18 protein-coding genes are annotated in these 21,505 nt (G+C 36.4%); 15 read left to right on the forward strand and 3 right to left on the reverse strand.

What is annotated here, in order from left to right; genetic code table 11:
• Positions 1 to 790: 790 nt before the first annotated feature.
• Entirely contained in the window at positions 791 to 5,350 is a 4,560-nt protein-coding gene (locus tag ACFINI_RS07325) for a hypothetical protein (RefSeq protein WP_375647251.1), read from the reverse strand.
• Positions 5,351 to 6,005: 655 nt separating this feature from the next.
• On the opposite strand from ACFINI_RS07325, the gene hfq reads away from it, so the two are divergent.
• The 4 genes from hfq (at position 6,006) to ACFINI_RS07345 (ending at position 10,836) form a co-directional block, all read left to right on the forward strand.
• Complete coding sequence (gene hfq / locus ACFINI_RS07330) at positions 6,006 to 6,245, forward strand: RNA chaperone Hfq (protein ID WP_005773461.1); 240 nt, start codon at positions 6,006 to 6,008, stop codon at positions 6,243 to 6,245.
• Positions 6,246 to 6,298: 53 nt separating this feature from the next.
• Positions 6,299 to 7,642 (forward strand): GTPase HflX, encoded by a 1,344-nt coding sequence (gene hflX / locus ACFINI_RS07335; RefSeq protein ID WP_375647256.1) that lies wholly within the window; start codon positions 6,299 to 6,301, stop codon positions 7,640 to 7,642.
• 144 nt (positions 7,643 to 7,786) lie between these two features.
• Complete coding sequence (locus ACFINI_RS07340; protein WP_375647260.1) at positions 7,787 to 9,613, forward strand: hypothetical protein; 1,827 nt, start codon at positions 7,787 to 7,789, stop codon at positions 9,611 to 9,613.
• A 146-nt stretch (positions 9,614 to 9,759) separates the two neighbouring features.
• The gene (locus ACFINI_RS07345; protein ID WP_375630278.1) at positions 9,760 to 10,836 is read left to right on the forward strand and encodes a COX15/CtaA family protein; all 1,077 of its coding nucleotides are present in this window, start codon (positions 9,760 to 9,762) and stop codon (positions 10,834 to 10,836) included.
• A 20-nt stretch (positions 10,837 to 10,856) separates the two neighbouring features.
• On the opposite strand, the gene argC is transcribed toward ACFINI_RS07345, so the two are convergent.
• Positions 10,857 to 11,789, reverse strand: coding sequence for an N-acetyl-gamma-glutamyl-phosphate reductase (gene argC / locus ACFINI_RS07350; protein ID WP_375621303.1), 933 nt, complete (start codon positions 11,787 to 11,789; stop codon positions 10,857 to 10,859).
• Positions 11,790 to 12,043: 254 nt separating this feature from the next.
• Here argC and glyA point away from each other — a divergent pair, with 254 nt between their 5' ends.
• The 6 genes from glyA (at position 12,044) to nusB (ending at position 16,585) form a co-directional block, all read left to right on the forward strand.
• Complete coding sequence (gene glyA, locus ACFINI_RS07355) at positions 12,044 to 13,357, forward strand: serine hydroxymethyltransferase (RefSeq protein ID WP_375647264.1); 1,314 nt, start codon at positions 12,044 to 12,046, stop codon at positions 13,355 to 13,357.
• Between the two features lie 13 nt (positions 13,358 to 13,370).
• Positions 13,371 to 13,853, forward strand: coding sequence for a transcriptional regulator NrdR (nrdR, locus tag ACFINI_RS07360; RefSeq protein WP_375647268.1), 483 nt, complete (start codon positions 13,371 to 13,373; stop codon positions 13,851 to 13,853).
• A complete protein-coding gene (ribD, locus tag ACFINI_RS07365; RefSeq protein ID WP_375647303.1) occupies positions 13,846 to 14,976 on the forward strand; it encodes a bifunctional diaminohydroxyphosphoribosylaminopyrimidine deaminase/5-amino-6-(5-phosphoribosylamino)uracil reductase RibD in 1,131 nt (376 codons plus the stop codon). The genes nrdR and ribD overlap by 8 nt, the downstream gene beginning before the upstream one ends.
• On the forward strand, positions 14,958 to 15,575 hold the full coding sequence (locus ACFINI_RS07370; RefSeq protein ID WP_375613061.1) for a riboflavin synthase: 618 nt from the start codon (positions 14,958 to 14,960) through the stop codon (positions 15,573 to 15,575). The genes ribD and ACFINI_RS07370 overlap by 19 nt, the downstream gene beginning before the upstream one ends.
• Positions 15,576 to 15,656: 81 nt before the next feature.
• Positions 15,657 to 16,112: a 6,7-dimethyl-8-ribityllumazine synthase gene (locus ACFINI_RS07375; RefSeq protein ID WP_375611572.1), complete on the forward strand. Its 456-nt coding sequence runs from the start codon at positions 15,657 to 15,659 to the stop codon at positions 16,110 to 16,112.
• A 2-nt stretch (positions 16,113 to 16,114) separates the two neighbouring features.
• Positions 16,115 to 16,585 carry a transcription antitermination factor NusB gene (gene nusB, locus ACFINI_RS07380; RefSeq protein ID WP_015856452.1) on the forward strand — a complete coding sequence of 157 codons (471 nt, stop codon included), beginning with the start codon at positions 16,115 to 16,117 and terminating at the stop codon, positions 16,583 to 16,585.
• Positions 16,586 to 16,662: 77 nt separating this feature from the next.
• Here nusB and ACFINI_RS07385 read toward each other — a convergent pair whose 3' ends face one another.
• Complete coding sequence (locus tag ACFINI_RS07385; RefSeq protein WP_375613146.1) at positions 16,663 to 17,142, reverse strand: outer membrane protein assembly factor BamE; 480 nt, start codon at positions 17,140 to 17,142, stop codon at positions 16,663 to 16,665.
• Positions 17,143 to 17,363: 221 nt separating this feature from the next.
• Here ACFINI_RS07385 and ACFINI_RS07390 point away from each other — a divergent pair, with 221 nt between their 5' ends.
• The 5 genes from ACFINI_RS07390 (at position 17,364) to ACFINI_RS07410 (ending at position 21,257) form a co-directional block, all read left to right on the forward strand.
• Positions 17,364 to 17,921 carry a DUF177 domain-containing protein gene (locus tag ACFINI_RS07390; RefSeq protein ID WP_375618504.1) on the forward strand — a complete coding sequence of 186 codons (558 nt, stop codon included), beginning with the start codon at positions 17,364 to 17,366 and terminating at the stop codon, positions 17,919 to 17,921.
• Between the two features lie 149 nt (positions 17,922 to 18,070).
• Complete coding sequence (gene plsX, locus ACFINI_RS07395) at positions 18,071 to 19,141, forward strand: phosphate acyltransferase PlsX (protein WP_375613059.1); 1,071 nt, start codon at positions 18,071 to 18,073, stop codon at positions 19,139 to 19,141.
• 49 nt (positions 19,142 to 19,190) lie between these two features.
• Positions 19,191 to 20,165, forward strand: a complete 975-nt coding sequence (locus ACFINI_RS07400; protein WP_375647273.1) for a beta-ketoacyl-ACP synthase III — start codon at positions 19,191 to 19,193, stop codon at positions 20,163 to 20,165.
• A gap of 77 nt (positions 20,166 to 20,242) precedes the next feature.
• Complete coding sequence (locus ACFINI_RS07405; protein ID WP_273791377.1) at positions 20,243 to 20,557, forward strand: integration host factor subunit alpha; 315 nt, start codon at positions 20,243 to 20,245, stop codon at positions 20,555 to 20,557.
• 196 nt (positions 20,558 to 20,753) lie between these two features.
• Positions 20,754 to 21,257, forward strand: a complete 504-nt coding sequence (locus tag ACFINI_RS07410; RefSeq protein WP_375607116.1) for a MerR family transcriptional regulator — start codon at positions 20,754 to 20,756, stop codon at positions 21,255 to 21,257.
• The last annotated feature ends 248 nt before the right edge of the window (positions 21,258 to 21,505 follow it).

Genomic DNA, 21,505 nt, shown 5'->3' on the forward strand with positions numbered 1-21,505 from the left:
GCGTAAAAATTGATTAGTCTACAAACGAATAAAATATTACTAATAATTACATTACCAAGCCATTATTTTTTTTGCAATGCTTACAACTTAAGGAAAGAAAAGAAGAGTGTTTTCTATTAACTTCATCTTCTTTATTTAAATTTCTATAGGGAGGTAGAAGGAATTTTAAATAACAATTTGCAATTTATAAATTATTTTTGCAGCTATTTAAAAGGAAATTGGAACTTTAAAAATAGGAGTTGTTTTGTTTATTATTCAATTGAACTCTTAATAATGCAAACTTTATAATTTATAATGAATCATCTCGTATGTTGAATGAGAAATTTGAATACAATAAGATTCTTTTAGCTCAAACTCATCTAATATAATAAAAAATATTTACTTACATAATTCAAACGAGAGTAATATGTGGATAAAAAACATTAAAAAAAATAAATAGAAGTGTTTCTATGAGCTATTTTAATACAAAAGCATGAATTTTTTTCACAATTAATAAAAATAATTATTACCGATTTTGTACCTTTATGAAACTATGAAAAATAAAGAAGTTAAGAAAAAGATAAGGAAATAGAAAACATGCTTTATCATTCTTAGAATGATATGTTGTTTGATAAGCCATTAGGCTTCTTTAGGGTTATTGCTTAGGATATCAAAGAAAACCCGCATGCCAATTATCCCAACCTTTGAAGTACAAAGCTACAATTGAAAGAAAAGCACTCTATGATAAGCCATTAAAACAACTGGAGAGAGAGAAAGTGGAAAAAATATTTTTTTCCACTTTTCTTATTTGTTATTGGATTCGACCACTTGCATGAGCAAGCATAGTGTAAACTTTTCCGGTATCTGATATCAAGTACTTGCGAACTGAGTTGGAAGAGCCAGAACTGCGCGATATATCACGTAAGAGCTTTTCGAAATCTGTAACATATTGATTCACTGAACGTTTAAACCCAAAATCGCTCATATATTTCTTCTTAATCATTTCAAATATTTTTTGTCCATTTAAGGTATAAAGGCGTTCTGTTACGATGTTTTTTTGTCCACGTTGATAATGATCCCATAGCTCAACAATGGCATTGTGATTAATAGCTTGCACTATACCAGAAGCTAATGAATTAAGAGAGCAGTTTGCAGGAGATGGTTTTGTTTGCACTGATGTTAAAACATCATCACTAGGGGGAGCATCATAAAATGTTTCTTCACGTGAAGCTCTTTCTAAGAGATTTGATACCCATTTATTTGGTCTTTTTTTGCTTTGATCTTGTTGCAAAATAGGCTTAGGTGGCACAATCTTTTTAACAGACTCAGTGGAACTGTCACTTTTTTGATTAAACATTGATGATGTAGGAAATGCTGATATTAGCTGTTTTTGTGCGCTCTTCTGATCATTTTGTATAACACTGACTAAATCTTGTAACGCTGTAATCTGTTCATTCAAAGCTGTGCGAATTGTTTGCGTTGTTTCTTTTGTTTTTTCTGGAAGTTTTTTTACATTTTCATTGATATCATTATTAATCTTTGAAAGCTCTAAACGAACTTCATCAGCGGAGCGACGTATATCTTCTGCTGCTTCTGAAAAACGTGTTGATGCTTCACTAACAAGCTTATTAAGTGATTGTTGGAATGAATTTGTGGAGTTACGCGCATTCTTATCAGAGCGTTCAAGTGCTAAGTTGAAGATTTTTTCATAATGCCCAATCATTTGATTAATTTCATGAGACTTTGAAACAAGAGCATCGCTTAATACAGAAAGCGTATGATGTTTTTCTTCAAGTGTTGCACTAAGTGAATTTTCAGACTGTTCAAGAACATGAATAGTTTGGGAAAGTGTCTTTGCATGTTCACCAAAACTGCTCGTTATATGATTAATTTGTTCAAAGGTACCCTTTGAAAGTCCTTGCAGAATTTCAACATTAGTATTGAGCGCTTGATTTGAGGCTGACAAACGCTCTGCTACTTGGTCCGTGTTGCGGAAAAAATTATTCGTACTCTCATTAAACTGCCCATCAATATTTTGAACAGCCGATAATAAAACATTACTATTTTCTTGAAAATTGTGAATTGATTGATTCAACTGTGTTAAGATGGATGAGACATTATTAACAAGCTCTTCCTTCATAATCGTTATTGTTTGAAGTGTTTCAGAGTTAGCTTTGGTTAAGCTATTCACTAAAGATTCATTATGTGCATAAATTCTTTGTTCAGCATCTTGTGTGGAAAGAGAGAGTTGTTCACCGATATGCTGTGTTAAAGAATCAATTGATTCTGTCGTATTTTGCGCTGCTTGATTTAAGTGATTTGTAAGCTCTGTTATTTTTCCAACATGTTGTGAAATTTGTGTTGTTGTTTGATTTCCAGCATCTTCCAGACGGCTCGTGACATCAGAGAGCTGATATCCTAAATTATTTTTAAGATTTTGCATAGAGTGATGAAGAACATCACAGCGTTCATTAAGGACTTGCTCTATTGCTGTTGTTGATGTGTGAATAGTTTCATTCAATAATGCTTGTGCATTATGACTGGCTGTTGCGAAAGCTTCGACAGTATGCGCTGTTTGTTCAGACAGAACGGACAGAACTTTTTCACTGGTATCATAAACAGTTTTTTTGACATTTGATACAATGCGATTGCCTGATTCTGAGAGAATATTTTCTGCTTGTGCAGTAACATTTGTAACAGATGAAAGAATTTGTTCACTCGTAGAAGAAAGAATATCAGAAGCTTTTATAATCTTATTATGCAGGTTATCTGTAACTGTATTAACAGAGTCTTCTAAGGTTACACGCATATTGTCAACACTGCTTTCCAGCGCTTGTTGAATTATCTGACTTTGCTCATTATTAAGAATGAGAGACGTTTTTAACGTGTCAGAACGTTCCTCAATAACAGATGTTTGCATATCAATGGCTTCACAGATTTGGCTGAATTTTTCAGATAATGTTTCCTCTAGCGTCGTTGTCCTTTCAAAAATTTTGTGGGCACGATCTTCTAGATCTGTATCAAATGATTCCATACGTGTTTCAAGGGTTTCAAAGAAAACACCACTCGATTGAGAGAGAGTATTCTTTAAAATTTCGGCATGGTTTTCAAGGTTTCTGATATGATCTTGAACCGTTTCAGTAATGTTTTTATTGTTGGCGACAATTGCACTCTCAACTAAATCTATTTGTTGTTTCAATGCAACATCGACACGTATATCACTTTTTGCAATGAGGTTATGGATTGTTTCCATGCGTTGCTCAAGTGTGCGTGCTTGATCGGCAAGAACTTCATTGAGAGAAAAACTATTAATCGCTAAAGAGTCGCGCAGAGCATCGGCACGGATATCAATATTTCTCGCCTGTGCTTCTAAAGCATCTTGGGTTGTATTGCAGCTTTGTACAATGACATCTTGTAGTTTTTCAGTGCATTGAATGATGTTTGTAATATGATTTTCAGCTTGTTTATCAACGACTTGAACATTATCAGCCAAAACTTTTTCAATATGAGAAGTATTTTGGGACAAAACATCAATTTGATTTCTTAATGTATCCGCAATTTTATTTTTCTCGTTATCGAGCATGTCTGCCATAAGAGCTCGTTGATCAGAAAGTTGTACTTTAAAATCTTGTGAACGTTCTTGTATGATATCAACAATGGCATTGTCGACATATTGAATTTCTTCTCTCAGACTTTCTTTACTTTTATCAATTGCAGAAAGAATAGCTTCACGTCCATTTGTAAATGCATGGGTAATGTCTGCTGTTTTTTCTTGGAGGTTCTCATTTATTTTCAAGACATGAGCTTCCAAGAAGTTACCAAGTTTTTCAGCATTATCCTCTAAAGCCTGACTGCGTTCTATAAAGGAATCAATGATGGAATCACTATGTTCTTTAAGAGAAAGATCAACAGTTGCTAAACGTTGTTCAAAGGCTCCAATTGCTTGCGAGGTTACGTTATCAAATTTAGAAGAGAGTTTATGTGCTTGGTCGTCGAGTTTTAAGATTTTCTCATCAAAATTCTGTAGAGATTGATTATTACGATCAATAAGAGCTTTATCCAAGGCTTTAAACTTTTCATCGACAGCGTGCAAAGTTTGATCTGTTACTGCTTGTATATGTGTTGCAATTTTAGCAACATGTACTTCCGCTTTTTCTGCTGTTTCATTAAAGGTTTTTTCTATTTGTTTTTCATTATGATCAAATCGTTTTGCAAAACCATCAAAGTTTTTTCCTAATTCATGAAAAAATTCCGTGTTTTTCTGCTGAATTTGTGTTGTTGTTTTGTTAAATTTTTCAACAAGTTGATTTGTTACGCCATCACCGGCATAGGAAAGTTTTTCAACAAGGTCTTCACCTTGTTTTTGTAAAGTTTGAGAAAGGGTTTGTGCAAGCTTTTCAACATTGGTCACAATGTTAGAGGTAACCAAACCAAATTCATCACTCAGTTGTTCTTGGGTTCCTTTAATTGTTGATTGTACGCGATCTGCGTGATTCAAAATGGCTATGCGTTCATTACTCAGTTCTTTGATTAATGTGTGAATGCGTGATTCATTCTCAGCATAGGCTTGTTCTAGATTGTGAACTTCACCTTGTATGATTGCTTCAAGTTCAACAGCACGTCCGAGGGTACGTTCAATACCTTCGTTCATTGCCGCTACTTCTTCACGAATGGTTTGCCCTATAGCAATGGCTTGTTTTTCAGATAGATGTTGTGGTTCACTAAGGCGCTGTGCAGCATTGGTCATAAGAAGCGCAATATTATGCAAGTCGTTTGAACGTTTTGTTAATTGAGCAACGCCCCAAGATATAAGGATAGGAATTGCTGTTCCGGCTGCTACAGCAAGTCCTGTTGGGGATGTAACAAAAGTGCTGATATTGGATAAGGAGCTGAGTCCGGTAGGTGCGAGCTTATGCGCAATAAAAGCTCCTCCCGTTGCCCATAAAGCACTAAGCGCTGTTGTATACCAGTAGACTCGAGAGGAAGAACGCTGCTTGAATGGTCCAAAATTTACAGGGGTTGTTATATCATCATTTGCAGGAAGAAGTTTTGTAGGCAATAATGTATTATGAACAGTTCCACCTGAAATATCAGGTGAAGGTTTTGGAGCAAAAAGCTGTTCAACAACGGATTTATCAATAACAGCTTCATCATGAATATTAGAAACAAAAGTTGACGTACCGTTTTCAGCCAAAAATTCTTCTTCTGCCATTGCAATTTTTTGAATCAGATCATCGACATTAACAACATTTTCAGAATTATTGGATGATATTGTTTCAAATCCTGTGTCATCGAAATCAAAGTTCATAGCTTTTGTGAGGGCTTCTTCAACTTCAACTTCAAATGTTTGCAATTTGGTTCTGCGTGCCATACTCGCCTCGTACTCTTACAGCCGGAAAAGGGATACGTCCTCTTCCACATAATTTCTATATACTAGCTGTTAATTATTTAGAAAGGAATATGCTTAGGGAAAAATTTTAAAAACTTATCAAGATAAAGTTAACGCAGTTTCTTATACCCTGTTTAAAAATGTTATAAAATATAGTAAAAACAATTTATTATTTAAATCTAACAACAACAAAAATACTGTTTACAACTTGTGTTTATAAAAAGCTTTATAAGCCGGCAGTCTTTGAAATAAGGACAATTTAATAGCAGTTATATATACAGTAAGGTGCGAATGCCTTTCTTTAATATCGATAATCGTTAATAAATGTTGTTGTCCGCTTACTTTTATTGATTCTAAACGAAGCAGATTCATCATCACATATAGTCCGTAATAGCTTAGGATGTATAAAAGTATGCCTTTGAATTGTAAGCTCATAAAAAAGTAAACGTGGAAAAATTTTTAATTTAATATAGCTTTTCGTAAGTTGTACTTTATTATTGTCTTAAAGAGCCGTTTTTTCTCTAATTTCAGTTGTTTGTTGCTGAATTTTTAAGCTTCTACGTTGACAATTGGATATTTTTCAGTCGATATGCATGCACGAATATTTTTATGCAATCTAGATAAAGGTGTAAGAATAATGGCAGAGCGATCACAACACCTGCAAGATGTGTTTTTAAATACGGTGCGTAAGCAAAAAATTTCCCTTACAATTTTTCTTGTCAATGGCGTTAAACTCACGGGTATTGTAACTTCATTTGATAATTTTTGTGTTCTTTTGCGCCGAGATGGACACGCGCAATTGGTTTATAAGCATGCTATTTCTACGATTATGCCTGGACAGCCTGTACAGATGTTTGAGGGTGAAAGTCCTGAGTAAACATATCATTTTAAGATAGACCTCTTATCCCATTTAAAAGTACTTAGATTGCTATGATAAATGAAAATGAGAGATTAGGAGGGGTATTTTCGCAGAATACAGAACAGGTGCGCGCACTTGTTCTGATACCGATTTTTCAAGAAAATAGAAGTGAAAGCTCTTTGAGAGAGTGTTCTATATCTTCTCGTGTTAAAGAATCATTGGGGTTAGCGCGTGCTATAAGGTTAGAAGTTGTTAATTATGAAACGATTAATATTGCAACGCCTCGCTCTGCGAATCTCTTTGGAAAAGGTAAAGTAGATGCGTTAACCTGTTATATAGATGAATATTCTATTGAGCTTGCGATTGTAGATCACTTTTTAACGCCAGTACAGCAGCGTAATTTAGAAAAATTATGGAATTGCAAAGTTATCGATAGAACGGCTTTGATTCTTGAAATTTTTGGGGATCGTGCACGAACAAAAGAAGGAGTTTTGCAAGTAGAGTTAGCGCGTTTGTCCTATCAAAAAGGGAGGCTTGTGCGGAGTTGGACGCACTTGGAAAGGCAACGCGGGGGGCGTGGCTTCCTAGGTGGACCTGGTGAGACGCAAATTGAAGCAGATAGGCGTCTTTTACAAGAGAAAATTATTCGTATTCGCCGCGAATTGCAAACGGTTATTAAAACACGTGCACTTCATAGAGCAAAAAGGAAAAAAACATCTTATCCTGTTGTAGCAATGGTAGGATATACGAATACAGGAAAGTCAACTCTTTTTAACCGTTTAAGCGGTGCAGATGTTTTAGCAAAGAATATGTTATTTGCAACGCTTGATCCGACTTTGCGCAAAGTTGTGCTTCCCCATGGAAAAACTGTTCTTTTGTCTGATACTGTAGGGTTTATTTCTAACTTGCCAACGAATTTGATTGCAGCTTTTAGAGCAACCCTTGAAGAAGTGGTTGAAGCAGATCTCATTCTTCATGTAAGAGATATGTCAGATCTTGATCATCGAGCACATGCCCAAGATGTTTTAGAAGTGCTTTCAAGTCTTGATATCGATATTGATGATATGGAGCATATCATAGAAGTTTGGAATAAGATTGATATGTTAGATGAGCAAGCATTGAATGTTTTACAAACAAGCGCAAAGACGCGATTAAATCCTGCTCTCATGGTATCAGCACTTAAGGGGGATGGACTCGATCAATTATTAAGAGCCATTGAAAAGCGAATTTTTGGAGAGGTGCAAAGCATTGAATATCTTTTACAACCTCATGAAATGTCGCTTATTGATTGGTTTTATAAAAACTCTGCGGAAATAGTGCAAGAAGGGCATGATGATGGGTCTATTACCATTAGAGCGGTTGTTACTTCTGAAGCAAAAAAACAACTAGAGAGCCTCAAAAAAAATATGAATTAAGTTCTTTAAAGCTATTGTTGAACATTTGTGCTTAAATTTTATATTTTTATTATCTCAAAATAATATGACAGCAAGTTAAGAGGATAGTTACTACTTTCTCTTAATAAAACAATATGAAGAAGTATTTTGCTGGTTAAAATAAAGATGAGTCTTACATGTAATAAAAGACTATTCGTACGTACCGTATGGCGAAGCATTTTGATTGTTTTGCTATTACAAATGCTATGTGTATCTTTGATTTGGTTGTATTATTTTGTCCAGCCCCGTGGTTACCAAGCAACTTTAACATTTTCATTATCTGATTCTGTAGGAAAGCTATTACCAATTAAAAAGCAAGACAATGTTATCGCCTTTTTGTTTTCACAGCCTATGTTCTTCAATGATTCGAATTTTTCTTTAAGTGCTTCTTATAAGAAAAAAAATCATGAAAATATCCGTTTATCGCGTCATGGTGATTTTATCGATCTTACTTTTGAAGCCGAGACACTTGAAGCAGCTCAACGTGGGTTGGAAACTTGGTTTTCCGCATTTTCACAAGCAATCATAAAACAGAAACAATTCTTGTTAAATGATAAATTAGAAGACAAACAATATGATAATATTGCAATCCTTAATATCGTGCAGGAATTTCGTAAATCTATTGATTTTTTTATTCAGCGTGGTGTAAAACAAACAGAGCTTTATGATCTTTCGATGCAATTAACGCAAGCAACTTTAAAGCGTATTCATTTAACAAGTTTGAATTCAACGATTAACATGATGCGTGAAAATGGACAGTCTTTACTGTCTTTATCGTTTATTGCAGGCAATTCAGCAATTGCTGCTCTGGAATCTAAACGTGATCTCTTGGAAACACAAAGAGCACATATGGCTGCACAATTAGGGTGGACACATCCTCAAATTAAAGCGATGACTGCAGAATTAGAGACAGTTTCTCATCAATTAAAAAATAAAATTTTACAAATCGTTTATCAAGTTCATTCAGATGAGGTTATTGCAACGGAATTAGAAAAACAGCTCAAAAAAAGAATGAACTTTTTTGTAAAAGATCAATCCCAATCTTTGAATGAAATATTTAACGAGTTTGAAAATAAAATAAAAGCAGCAGTCGATGCCCAAAATGAAGCGATGAGCAAGTCTGCTCAACGAAGAGAAAAAATTATTGATTCATATCGGAGATTGAGTGATGATCCTTTTCTCTTACAAAATACAAATATCCACGTGGTCGTGCCAACAACGTTAGCACCAATTTCTTTTATGGCTCTTTATGGAAAAAATATTCTTGTGAGTGCATTGGCCAGCTTCCTTACTCTTTTGCTAGGAATATTGTTATTCTATCCGTGCTTTAAAAGGAAAAAAGACCAAATCTCAGAAGAGGATTTGAGATCAAAAGAAAATGGTCTTAAGAAGAATGAGAGTATTTTAGTCTCTCAAGAAATGAAAAATTTTGAAGCTTTTATTACGATAGAGGGATTATCTGATGTTTTGAAATGGCGTGCTTCAACCATTATTTCAATCATTGGACCAGAAGCTGCACGGACAGCGGCAAAGCTTTCACTTCATCTCACAAAAGAGAACAAAACAATTTTGTTGGTCGATATTTCTGGTCAACAAATAGAGAAAGTCATTGGCCCACATCGCGGACTGAGTGATATTTTAACGGGCAATGCCAAGTTGCATGATGTTATTTACCGTGATTATGATACGGGGGTTGATATTCTTCCTCAGGGGTTAACAAGTGCTATTTCAGCACAAGATTTTTCAAATGATATTTTTCATATATTACAAGAATTTAAAAAAGAATATGATTTTATCATCCTAGAGATGGCAAGCGAACCAAAATATGGGGTTGAGCAATTTGCAGAGCTAACAGACTATTATATTTGTAATACTGTTCTTAATGAACAAGAATGGATGATGCGTATGGTAGACAGCTTTCCAAAGACTGTTTATCGCGTTGTAGCATCATAAGCTTCGTAAAAAAGAAATATGTATCGCATGTTATAGTGGTACGCTTGTTTTTTGCTAAAATTGTAGTACATACTAAAATAGACAAAGAGTTAATGTTTAAATTTTAAAATGCATTTTAGTTGGAGAGAAGCGTGGGGCAATCAGATATGGCAGTAAAGAGATTAAACAATAGCATTTTAACGCCTGTGCAAAAGGAAAATAGAAAACATATACAGGTGTGGCTTTACTCTATTTTATTGCTTTGTTTGGCAATTGTCTTAGTAGGTGGCGCTACTCGTTTGACGGGATCAGGATTATCTATAACGGAATGGAAGCCAATACACGGCGTTATTCCACCGATTGGTGAGGATCAATGGCAAGAGGAATTTTTAAAATATCAACAAATAGCACAATATAAGCTGCTTAATCCTGATATGACCTTAAGTGCTTTTAAGGTCATTTTTTGGTGGGAATGGGCGCATCGTGTTCTTGGGCGTCTTGTTGGTCTTGTCGCTTTATTGGGGCTCATTTGGTTTTGGGCGACTAAGCGTGTTGAAAAAAATATCTTACTCCCGCTTATTGTTGTACCTATTCTTATCGCCTTTCAAGGCTTTATTGGTTGGTGGATGGTTGCTTCAGGGATTGGGCAAAGTAATTTAACAAGTGTGAGCCAATATCGTTTGGCATTTCATCTTATAACGGCATGTTTTGTTATTGTTTTTGTTACTTATTTATCTCGAGGGCTTGCAGAATATTCAGAAAAGCCAGCAAATAAAAAGGTGCAATATTTTGCGGCATGGCTTGTTATTCTCGTCTTGATAGAGATTTATTTCGGAGCTTTGGTTGCAGGGCTTCATGCTGGAAAAGTCTATAATACATGGCCGCTTATGGATGGGCAGATTATTCCTGATGGATTGTTGCAGCATCGTCCTGTTTGGCTCAATTTATTCGAAAATTCCTTAATGGTTCAATTTATTCATCGGTTTTTTGCTTATTTTTTATTTATTGTCTCAGTTGTTCATGCTTTCTATGTACAAAAAAATGTTCCACATTCAACTCATTCTCGTCGTGCATTTCTTATTTGTGTTATGATTATTATCCAAGCAGTCTTGGGTATCTTAACAGTGTTACATGAGGTTCCGATAAGTTTAGGGCTCATTCATCAAAGTATGGCACTAGCCGTGTTATGTTTTGCGGTTGCACACTGGCGAGCAACGAAAGGGGCATATCGCGTTGTTGAATAAAAGTTTGTGGGTAGGGAGGTTTAGTCGCTTGCAAGCATTAAATCGAGGTTCTGGATAGCTGCAGCTGATGCGCCTTTTCCTAAATTATCGAATATGGCGCTGAGATTAAAAATACCTTCACGATCATTTCCAAATACGAACAGTTTCATACCATCTTTATTGGCTAAACACTCTGGATTAAGTCTTTCAAGTGAAACAGTTTCTTCTTGTGATGCAACTAAAATGGTATTTTGTCCATCGTAATGGTTTGCAAGAATTTCGCGCAAATCAGAACAGTTTGCTGATTTTGTGAATAAATGGCGATGCAGAGGAAGATTCACAATCATTCCTTGGGGAAAACGACCCACACTTGGTATAAAAACTGGGGTTTGATTGATTTGTCCATAGATCTTGATTTCTGGCACATGTTTGTGTTCAAGATTAAGACCATAGATAAAATAATTGCCCTGAATATTTTGTTGAGATTGATTTTCCATTTGTAAAATCAACTGTTTTCCACCACCGGTATAGCCGGAGATTGCATTAATCGAGATGGGATAATCGGCGTCTAGCAGTCCTGCTTCACGGAGTGGGCGAATCAAACTAATGGCACCGGTAGGATAGCATCCGGGATTGGTTATATAATGTGCTGCTTGGATGCGCTTTCTTTGTCCTGCTGTCATTTCAGGAAAACCGTAAACCCAGTCTGGTGCAACACGGTGGGCTGTCGAGCTATCAATAATCCTAATGTTTTTATTTTTTTGAAGCCAATGAACCGTTTCGCGTGCAGCATCATCTGGAAGACACAAAATAGCAATATCGGCTTGATTAAGATAGTCTTGTCGCAGATGAACATTATGGCGATCTTTATGAGCAAGAGAGAGTAGTTTTAAATCTGTACGCCTTTCTAAGCGTTTTTGTATTTGTAGTCCGGTTGTGCCATGTTCACCATCAATAAAAACTTTGGTTAGCATTCTTATTTGCCTTCGTATTAACTTTGCCTATTATATTCAGCTTTTCACATTATAAATTATTTTTAATCATTAAATTATTGAATTTCTTTAGATTATAGATATTTTTTGTAAAAGGTGTAAACAAATAAGAGTGTAAAAAAAGAAATGTAATCTCATTATTATTTTTGAGTGTAAGTAGTTTAAAATGTTTGGTTTGCATGGTTTGCTGTGTTATCGTTCTTTGACTTTATTTTTTTATGTTAGGAATGTGTTTTATGACTCAGCAAGAAAATGACGCACAAAAGCGCTTTTTTAATGATAATTTACAAACTGTTGATGGTGCAATTTTTGACGCAATTAGAGGGGAGTTTGAGCGTCAACAACATGAAATTGAGCTGATTGCTTCAGAGAATATTGTTTCAAGAGCGGTCCTTGAAGCGCAAGGGTCTGTTTTAACCAATAAGTATGCAGAAGGTTATCCAAGAAAGCGCTACTATGGTGGGTGTCAATTTGTTGATGTCGTTGAAGATTTAGCTATTGAAAGGGCAAAACAGCTTTTCGGTGCTGCGTTTGCGAATGTACAGCCTAATTCTGGTAGCCAAATGAATCAAGCTGTCTTTTTAGCTTTACTTCAGCCTGGTGACACATTTATGGGGTTGGATTTAAATGCTGGAGGTCACCTTACGCATGGTTCACCTGTTAATATGTCAGGAAAATGGTTTGATGTTGTTTCCTATGGTGTGCGTCAAGAAGATCAGATTATTGATATGGATGAGGTTGAGCAGCTTGCAAAAGAACGTAAGCCAAAACTTATTATAGCAGGGGGCTCATCTTATCCACGGCTATGGGATTGGAAACGATTCCGTGAAATTGCAGATGAAATCGGTGCTCATTTACTCGTTGATATGTCTCATATTGCTGGTCTTGTTGCTGGTGGCGTGCATCCTTCACCTGTTCCACATGCGCATATTGTAACAACAACAACACATAAATCGCTTCGAGGTCCTCGTGGTGGTTTAATATTGACAAATGATGAGGCTTTATCCAGAAAAATTAATTCTGCAATTTTTCCTGGTCTTCAGGGTGGTCCTTTAATGCATGTGATTGCCGCAAAGGCTGTTGCGTTTGAGGAGGCTTTGCGTCCCTCTTTCAAGAGTTACAGTGCCAATGTTGTCGCTAATGCGAAAACTTTAGCAAAAACATTACAGGGTAATGGTTTTAATATTGTTTCTGGTGGTACAGATAATCATTTGTTGTTGGTTGATTTACGTTCCAAAAATCTAACAGGTAAACGTGCTGAATTGGCTTTGGGACGCGCTCATATTACCTGCAATAAAAATGGCATTCCTTTTGATTCTGAAACGCCATCTATAACATCGGGAATTCGTTTGGGATCACCTGCTGCCACGACGCGTGGTTTTTTAGAAAAAGAGTTTATTCAAGTTGGTCATCTGATTTCAGAAGTTCTTGATGCTCTTCGGAGTGCAAAAAGTGATGAAGATAATCATGCTGTTGAAATGGCTGTTAAGAAAAAGGTGGAAGATATAACAAATCAATTTCCTCTTTACTCTTATCTCAGCGCTTGTTAAGGATATAAAAGAGATGCGCTGTCCTTATTGTCAATATGAGGATACACAGGTTAGAGACTCGCGTCCTGCAGAAGAGGGGGCAGTGATTCGACGCCGCCGTGTTTGTTCTGTTTGTGCTGGTCGTTTTACAACTTTTGAACGTGTTCAGTTGCGGGAGCTCTTGGTTGCTAAAAAAAGTGGACGATGTGAACCCTTCGATCGTGATAAGTTAATGCGATCAGTTGATGTGGCTGTACGTAAGCGCAATATTGATCCTGATCATATTGAACGAGCAATTTCTGGCATTGTACGCCAGCTTGAAAGTTTGGGAGAACCAGAGATTTCTTCAGAAAAAATTGGGCATCTTGTGATGGAAGCATTGAAAAGAATTGATGATATTGCTTATATTCGTTTTGCTTCTGTGTATCGAGATTTTCGTAATGCAAGCGATTTTCACGATGTTATAGATGAATTGTCAAATGGTATCGCGGATACAGAATCTCGTTTTGATGAATAAAAAAGTGCAAGATGAACGGTTTATGGCTGCAGCTATTCGTTTAGCAGAACGTCATGTCGGTCTTACAGGTGAGAATCCTTCCGTTGGTACGTTAATTGTGCGAAACGATAATGGTGCTGTGGGGGCTTTTATTGTTGGCTATGGCGTAACAGCTATTCATGGGAGTCCTCATGCGGAAGTGCAAGCTTTACACATGGCAGGTTCTTTGGCTCAAGGAGCGACTGCTTATGTTACTTTAGAACCTTGTGCGCATTATGGAAAAACTTCGCCGTGTGTGAATGCGCTTATTGATTCAGGTGTTTCTCGAGTTGTTGTTGCGCTGACTGATTGTGACAAGCGTGTTGATGGTCATGGTATTGCTCTTTTGCGAGAGGCGGGTATTGAAGTGGTTGAGGGCATTTTAGCTGAAGAGGCTTTTGAATCCTTATGGACGCATTGGTGCATAAGGAAGATACAACGCTGTGCGGTCACTTTTAAAATGGCAATTTCTGCCGATAATGGTGTTGGAAAAAGAGAGAAGGGCAGCGTAAAAATTAGTGGAACACTTTCTCATGCCCATACGCATATTCTACGTGCTCAAAATAATGCTATCCTCGTTGGTATTGGTACTATATTAGCAGATGATCCACAACTCAATTGCCGCTTGCCAGGGATGGAGATGCGCTCACCAATTCGTATTATTTTGGATGCAGATTTATCTATCCCCCTTGATGCAAAAGTTGTCCAAACAGCCATAAAAATTCCTACATGGGTTATTTGTGATGTGGATATTTCAAAGAAAAGCAAAAAAAATGCATTGGAGCAATATGGTGTGTCTGTTTATTCGGTCGAGATGAACAATGGTTGTGTAGAACCCTTTGCTCTTTTACAGATGCTTTATAAACATGGGATTAATAGTGTTTTATTGGAAGGGGGCGTCAAGACAGGGGAAAAATTTTTGAATGCTGGTTGTGTTGATCATTTGATATGTTTTCATACCCCCATTGTTTTAGGCAAAAATCGTATTGAAGCCCCTCATTTTGGAAATTATCTCTCGCAGTTTCATGAGATTGAGACAAGAATGTTTGGAAATGACCGTTTTTATAAGTGGAGACGTAAGACATTATGTTCACAGGAATTATAACGGATATTGGTTGTGTTGAAGATGTTCAACCTTTAAAGCAGGGGATGCGTTTAAAGATTTCTACCCGCTATGCTATAGAGAGCTTAGCAATTGGGGCGTCAATTGCTTGTTCAGGAATTTGTCTGACAATTGTAGAGCGAGGATTAAAGCAAGAAGATTCCAATTGGTTTGTTGTCGAGGCGTGGGAAGAAACATTACGTTTAACGAATCTTGCACAATGGATAAAAGGAACTTTTGTTAATTTGGAACGTTCGCTTCGATTAGGTGATGAAATGGGAGGACATTTAGTTTCTGGTCATATTGATGGTTTGGCTGAAATCATTGATCAAAAAAATGAAGGGGATGCAATTCGCTTTTATTTAAAAGTTTCAAGACAATTTATGCCTTTCATTGTTAATAAGGGATCTATTGCACTTAATGGGACATCTTTGACTGTTAATGGTGTTGAGGATTGTGTTTTTGATGTTCTTATTATTCGCCATACACTTGAAATGACAACGTGGGGACAAGCTAAAATTGGAGATCGGGTCAATTTGGAAATTGATCAACTTGCTCGTTATGCTGCAAAACTTTTTGCTTTAAAAAGAGAAGATGAATAAGCCAACACTCTATTGATCGTTTTCAGAATTTTATGCTTTATAACTTTGATTTTTTTGATTCGTTTTTTGTGGAATTCCATTATGATGAAAGAGATAGGTAAAAAGCCTCACGTATTGATTGTTGAGGCACGTTTTTATGAGGGGATTTCTGATGCACTTTTGAGAGGTGCAGTGAATACTTTGCAAAAAGCTGAAGCAAGTTATGATGTTGTAACGGTTCCTGGAGCATTAGAAATACCAAGTGCAATAGCTTTTGCTGAACAAAACAAGATATCGTATGATGGTTATGTTGCTCTTGGTTGTGTTATTCGGGGTGAAACATATCACTTTGAAATTGTTGCTAATGATTCTTGTCGTGCATTGATGGATTTAACTGTTCATCAGCACTTGGCTATTGGAAATGGTATTTTGACTGTTGAAAACGAAGAACAAGCATGGGTGCGTGCAAAACTAGATGACAAAAATAAAGGTGGTTTTGCGGCTGAAGCTGCTTTATGTATGATCGCTCTAAAAAAGAGATTTGGAGATAATCGTTAAATATGGCTGATATAAAAAGCAGACATTTTCCGCGTTCAGCCAATAAACGTGGAGCAGCAAGACTCGCTGCAGTTCAAGCACTCTATCAAATGGATATCGTGGGTTCGGGGGTGATGGAAACGGCAGCTGAGTATGAGGCTTATCGTTTGGGAAAAGATATTGATGGAGACCAATATCTTGAAGCTGATTTTCAATGGTTTTTGGCTATTATAACGGGTGTTGTAAAAGATCAAAAGCAGCTTGATCCGCTGCTTCATCAACAGCTTTCTGCAGAGTGGTCTCTTTCACGTCTTGATTCTATATTGCGAGCAATTTTACGAGCAGGTTTATGGGAGTTGATCAACCGTAAAGATGTTCCCGTTGCAGTTGTCATGAATGAGTATGTTGACATAGCAAAGGCGTTTTTTGAAGGTGATGAGCCAAAACTTGTTAATGCAGTTCTCGACAGTATGGCAAAAAAAGTCCGCCTCTAAGAGTTACAAATCCCCCCCTATTATAGATCTGATATTATCAGACCTATAATATTGAAACGGTATGCAGACTATATAATTTAGTTATGGGGTGGCAAATTCGCAGGGCCTTTTATAATTTGAATTAAGAAAGGATGTTCTTTCGTTACAGTTGGTGTTGTTTGTGTAATAAAATCAAACACTTGACCGTCTTGTAATCCGTAATTTGCAACTTTTGTAACCTGATTATTTTTACTGAAGTAAATGGCTAAAACTTTGCGATCAATAATCTTTGTTTTCATAAACTGCATCCCACGATAACGTGTCTGTGAGATGTAATAAAAAACTTCATTATCATATTTTGTTTTTAATGAAGGGGTCCCTAAAGTTAAAAGAACTTGCTCTTGACTTGAGCCAATAGAGATAGAACTTAGAGCATTTTTATCAAGAACATAGCCCTCTCTATAAATTTGGCTCGAACCTGAAGAATCAAGAAGGCTACACCCAGCAAGCATTCCTATGCTTGCTATTGATAGACCAATCAATAATTTACGTTTGATTAAGGCTATTATGTGAGGCATTTGAAACAATGGTATCTCCTTTTTATACTGAGATGTAGGACAAGAAGGCAACCTCAAGTTTTTTCTAATTTTAACTTAATCTACCGTAGCTTACACTGAGTTTCCCTGTTATAAAGCAAATTATGCCATATAGAATTTCTTTAGAAAAGAAAAAAATGCATAAATACTTGAGATAAATAAAAACATAGTGCTTTACGCGTTTTTATGTTTGGGAGTTGTCAATGAATGTTCAAAATGTTCCTCAAATGACATTTGCTTTGGCTTATCCAATATCTGTACGTTCTCTACCTGCTAAAGGTATAAGGGTTCATTTTTGTGCAAACAAAAAAGAATGTACACATTTAGCCCAGAACCATGATTTAATTGAAGTAAAATCTTGTGAGGGAAAATTCCATATTTTCCCGTGGAAAAAACGCGGAGTGCGTATAAAAGGTCTGTTGCAAGCGCGTATACTACAGTTATGTGTTGTTACATTAGAACCATTAGAAAATATCCTTTGTGAAAATATTGAGGTTGTTTTTGTTCCTGAAGATTCAAATTTGATGAAGCCAAAAATATCAGAGGATACAGGGGAATTGTTTTTAGATGTGGAGGGGCTTGATACTCCTGAAGTGTTTTATGATGATAAAATTGATATTGGCGCAATCATGGAAGAGTTTTTTGAGTTGTCTATTAATCATTATCCACGTAAAGAAGGGATAAAGATGAATATGGGTGAAAATTTAGAAGAAGCAGAGCGAAAATTCTCTCCATTTTCTGTTTTGAAAAATTGGAAGTGATTGTAGAAACATACAAAAAATATCTATTGTATGCTAAACGGTATTTTCTGCGGAGCGATTTTCGCAAGATGTGCTGTGTGAGTATTCAGGAGCCAAAAATCATAATATGTATTTAAAGATGTAAATGAAAAGATGTGGGATATGCAAGCGTGATTAGAATTTCTGTGGATGTCATGGGCGGTGATTACGGTCCAGAAGCAGCTATTGCAGGAGCAGCAATTGTACAAAAATATTTATCAAATATTTATTTTCTATTTTATGGAGTAGAGGAGGCTGTTCGTCCGGTTTTAAAAAAATATCCCTGTTTGGATTCTGTATCGCGCTTTTGCCCGACAGAAAGTTATACACGCATGGATGAAAAGCCAAGCCAAGCACTTCGTAATGGACGTGGTAAATCATCAATGTGGTACGCCATTGAAGCGGTAAAAAATGGTGAAGCTGATGCTTGCATTTCTGCTGGTAATACGGGTGCACTCATGGCCATGTCTTATTTTTGTTTGAAAATGCTTGCAGAGGCTGAACGTCCTGGTATTGCGGGTATCTGGCCAACACTGCGCAGTGAGAGTATTGTTTTAGATATTGGAGCAACAATTGGTGCCTCTGCTAGTCAGTTGGTTGATTTGGCGGTTATGGGAGCAGGTATGTTTCGCGCTTTATATCACACTGAAAGACCAAGTGTTGGGCTTTTAAATGTGGGGGTGGAAGAGGTTAAAGGACTTTATGAAATAAAAAAAGCAGGAATGATATTGCGTGAAGTGCAATTAGAAGGATTGGAATATAAAGGATTTGTTGAGGGCAATGACATTGGAAAAGGAACAGTCGATGTTGTTGTGACAGAGGGGTTTTCTGGTAATATTGCTTTAAAAACTGCAGAAGGAACCGCGCGACAGATAGGAGAGATTTTAAACTCTGCAATGCGCAGTTCTTTTTTAACATCTCTTGGTTATTTTTTATCACGGGGTGCTTTTCGTATACTGAAACATAAAATGGATCCTGATAGGGTGAATGGAGGAGTTCTTTTAGGTTTGAATGGTGTTGTTATAAAAAGTCATGGCAGTGCTAATGCTAATGGTTTTGCTTCTGCTATCCGCGTTGGTTATAAAATGGTTAATAATGGACTTTTACAAAAAATAACGGCTGATTTACGGCGATTTCATGAAAATAAAGCAACACTTTTTGACCAAGAAGATGAAGCGGTGATGAATGGAGAGTCCTTATGATAAGCTCTTATAATAGAAATAAAAAATTTGAAGAAAAGGTAAGAGCTGAATGATTCGGTCAATTATACGTGGTGTAGGAAGTGCTTTGCCGAAAAGAAGTTTATCAAATGATGAGATTGCAAAGTTTGTTGAAACGTCAGATTCATGGATTGTTCAGCGTACAGGAATACGCCAACGTTATATTGCCAGTGAAAATGAAACAACTGTTTCTTTAGGAGTTGAGGCTGCGCAAGCAGCACTTACAAATGCTGGTTTAACAATAAAAGACATCGATTGTATTATTTTAGCAACGTCCACCCCGAATCGTACTTTTCCTGCTTCTGCTGTTGAAATTCAGCATGCTTTGGGAATGAGCCATGGATTTGCTTTTGATATTCAAGCTGTTTGCTCTGGTTTTATTTTTGCTTTAACAACAGGAGATTCTTATTTACGGTGTGGAGGGGCTAAAAGAATTTTAGTTATTGGATCCGATACATTTTCTCGAATTTTAGATTGGGAAGATCGTACGACATGTGTTTTGTTTGGTGATGGTGCTGGTGCTGTTATTTTGGAAGCACTAGAAACTGAGGGTGATACTGCTTTTGAGCGTGGTATATTGTCTGCGAAATTGCGTTCTAATGGTGCTTATATAGATAAGCTATATGTTGATGGTGGACCTTCAACAACACAAACGACAGGCTATTTGCGTATGGAAGGACGAGAAGTTTTTAAATATGCTGTTGGTATGATAACGGATGTGGTTGATGATTGTTTTGCAGCTGCAGGTATGGATTCTTCACAACTAGATTGGTTTGTACCTCATCAGGCTAATAAGCGCATTATTGAAGCATCTGCTAAAAAGCTGGGAATTTCACTAGATAAAGTTGTGATTACCGTTGATCAACATGGTAATACGTCTGCTGCATCAGTTCCGTTGGCTTTAACAACAGCTGTTTGCGATGGAAAAATAAAAGAAGGAGATCTTATCATGTTAGAAGCCATGGGAGGTGGATTTACATGGGGAGCAATTCTTATTCGTTGGTAAATTATGGCTACTTGACCATATTTCAAGAAAACGTATAAGTCATTTTGTAATTTTTAATATTTTAATAGGTGGTTATAATGACAAGTAAGACAGTAACGCGTGCAGATTTAGCGAGCGTAGTTTGTAAAAGAGTGGGCTTGTCACATACTGAATCAGCAGCTTTAGTCGAATTGGTTTTGGATGAGATTTGCAACTCACTTGTAAGAGGTGAAGCGGTTAAATTATCTTCTTTTGCAACTTTTCAGGTTCGCAGTAAAAATGAACGTGTTGGACGCAATCCAAAAACAGGTGTTGAAGCACCGATTCCGCCGCGACGTGTTGTGACGTTTAAGGCTGCCAATGTCCTTAAACAGAGAATTTTAGATTCGCATCGTGCAAAACAGAAAAAATGATATCTCATAAATAAATGCCATGGTATGTTTGGTATTTGTTAAAGAAATGTATAAAATAAGGGTCTTTATTTTTTAGAAAAAGACTGGTGAGTAAGGTATCAATGATGGTCTTATTTTTGACTAATCTTGTTGAGAAATTGAGACAGAATGAGTCATTGTGAAGTAATTTATTTTGTTTTAAATAAGGTGTTACAAAATGGATAAAAGCTCTGATGCTTTTCGCACAATTAGCGAAGTAGCGGAGTTATTGGAGCTTCCGCAGCATGTCTTAAGATTTTGGGAAACACGTTTTAGGCAGATTAAACCAATGAAACGTGGGGGAGGAAGGCGCTATTATCGTCCGGTCGATGTTGATTTGCTCAATGGTATTAAGCAGTTACTATATGATCAGGGTTATACGATAAAAGGTGTGCAACGCCTTTTGAAAGAAAATGGTGTTGCTTTTGTGACTGCATTGGGTAATGGTGATCTTGATGCTATGAATGTGGTTATAGAGAAGAAACATGCAGGACAAACTTCTGAAAATGCTAGCAATAAGCCTAAGAAATCTTCTTTTGGGCTTTTGAGTTTCATGAGAAATGAGGGAGAAACATCTGTCGGTTCTGTGAATCTTTACAAAGATAAAACTGATAAAGCATTGTTACAAGAAATTCTGTTTGAACTCATTGAATGTAAGCGTGTTCTTGATAGAGCACGATAATAATATTTTTTTATTTTATATGTGTTTTGTAGATATTTAGATGTTTTATGGATGTGCCCAGAATTTTATACGTTCAGCGAGTAGTCATATATCGTATGTGTATATTTAACGAGTTTTTTATAAGAGTTTTTCATTTGGTAAAACATGAAGAAGAGAAAGAATAAACGCTGAGTTTTGCCATTTTTTTGATTTGGCTTTATAAAAATTAAGGCAATATCTCATCAGTGTAGATTGCGGGATGTAGAATG

The sequence above is a fragment of the Bartonella sp. AA56HLJMS genome (assembly GCF_042197145.1).
Classification (GTDB): domain Bacteria; phylum Pseudomonadota; class Alphaproteobacteria; order Rhizobiales; family Rhizobiaceae; genus Bartonella.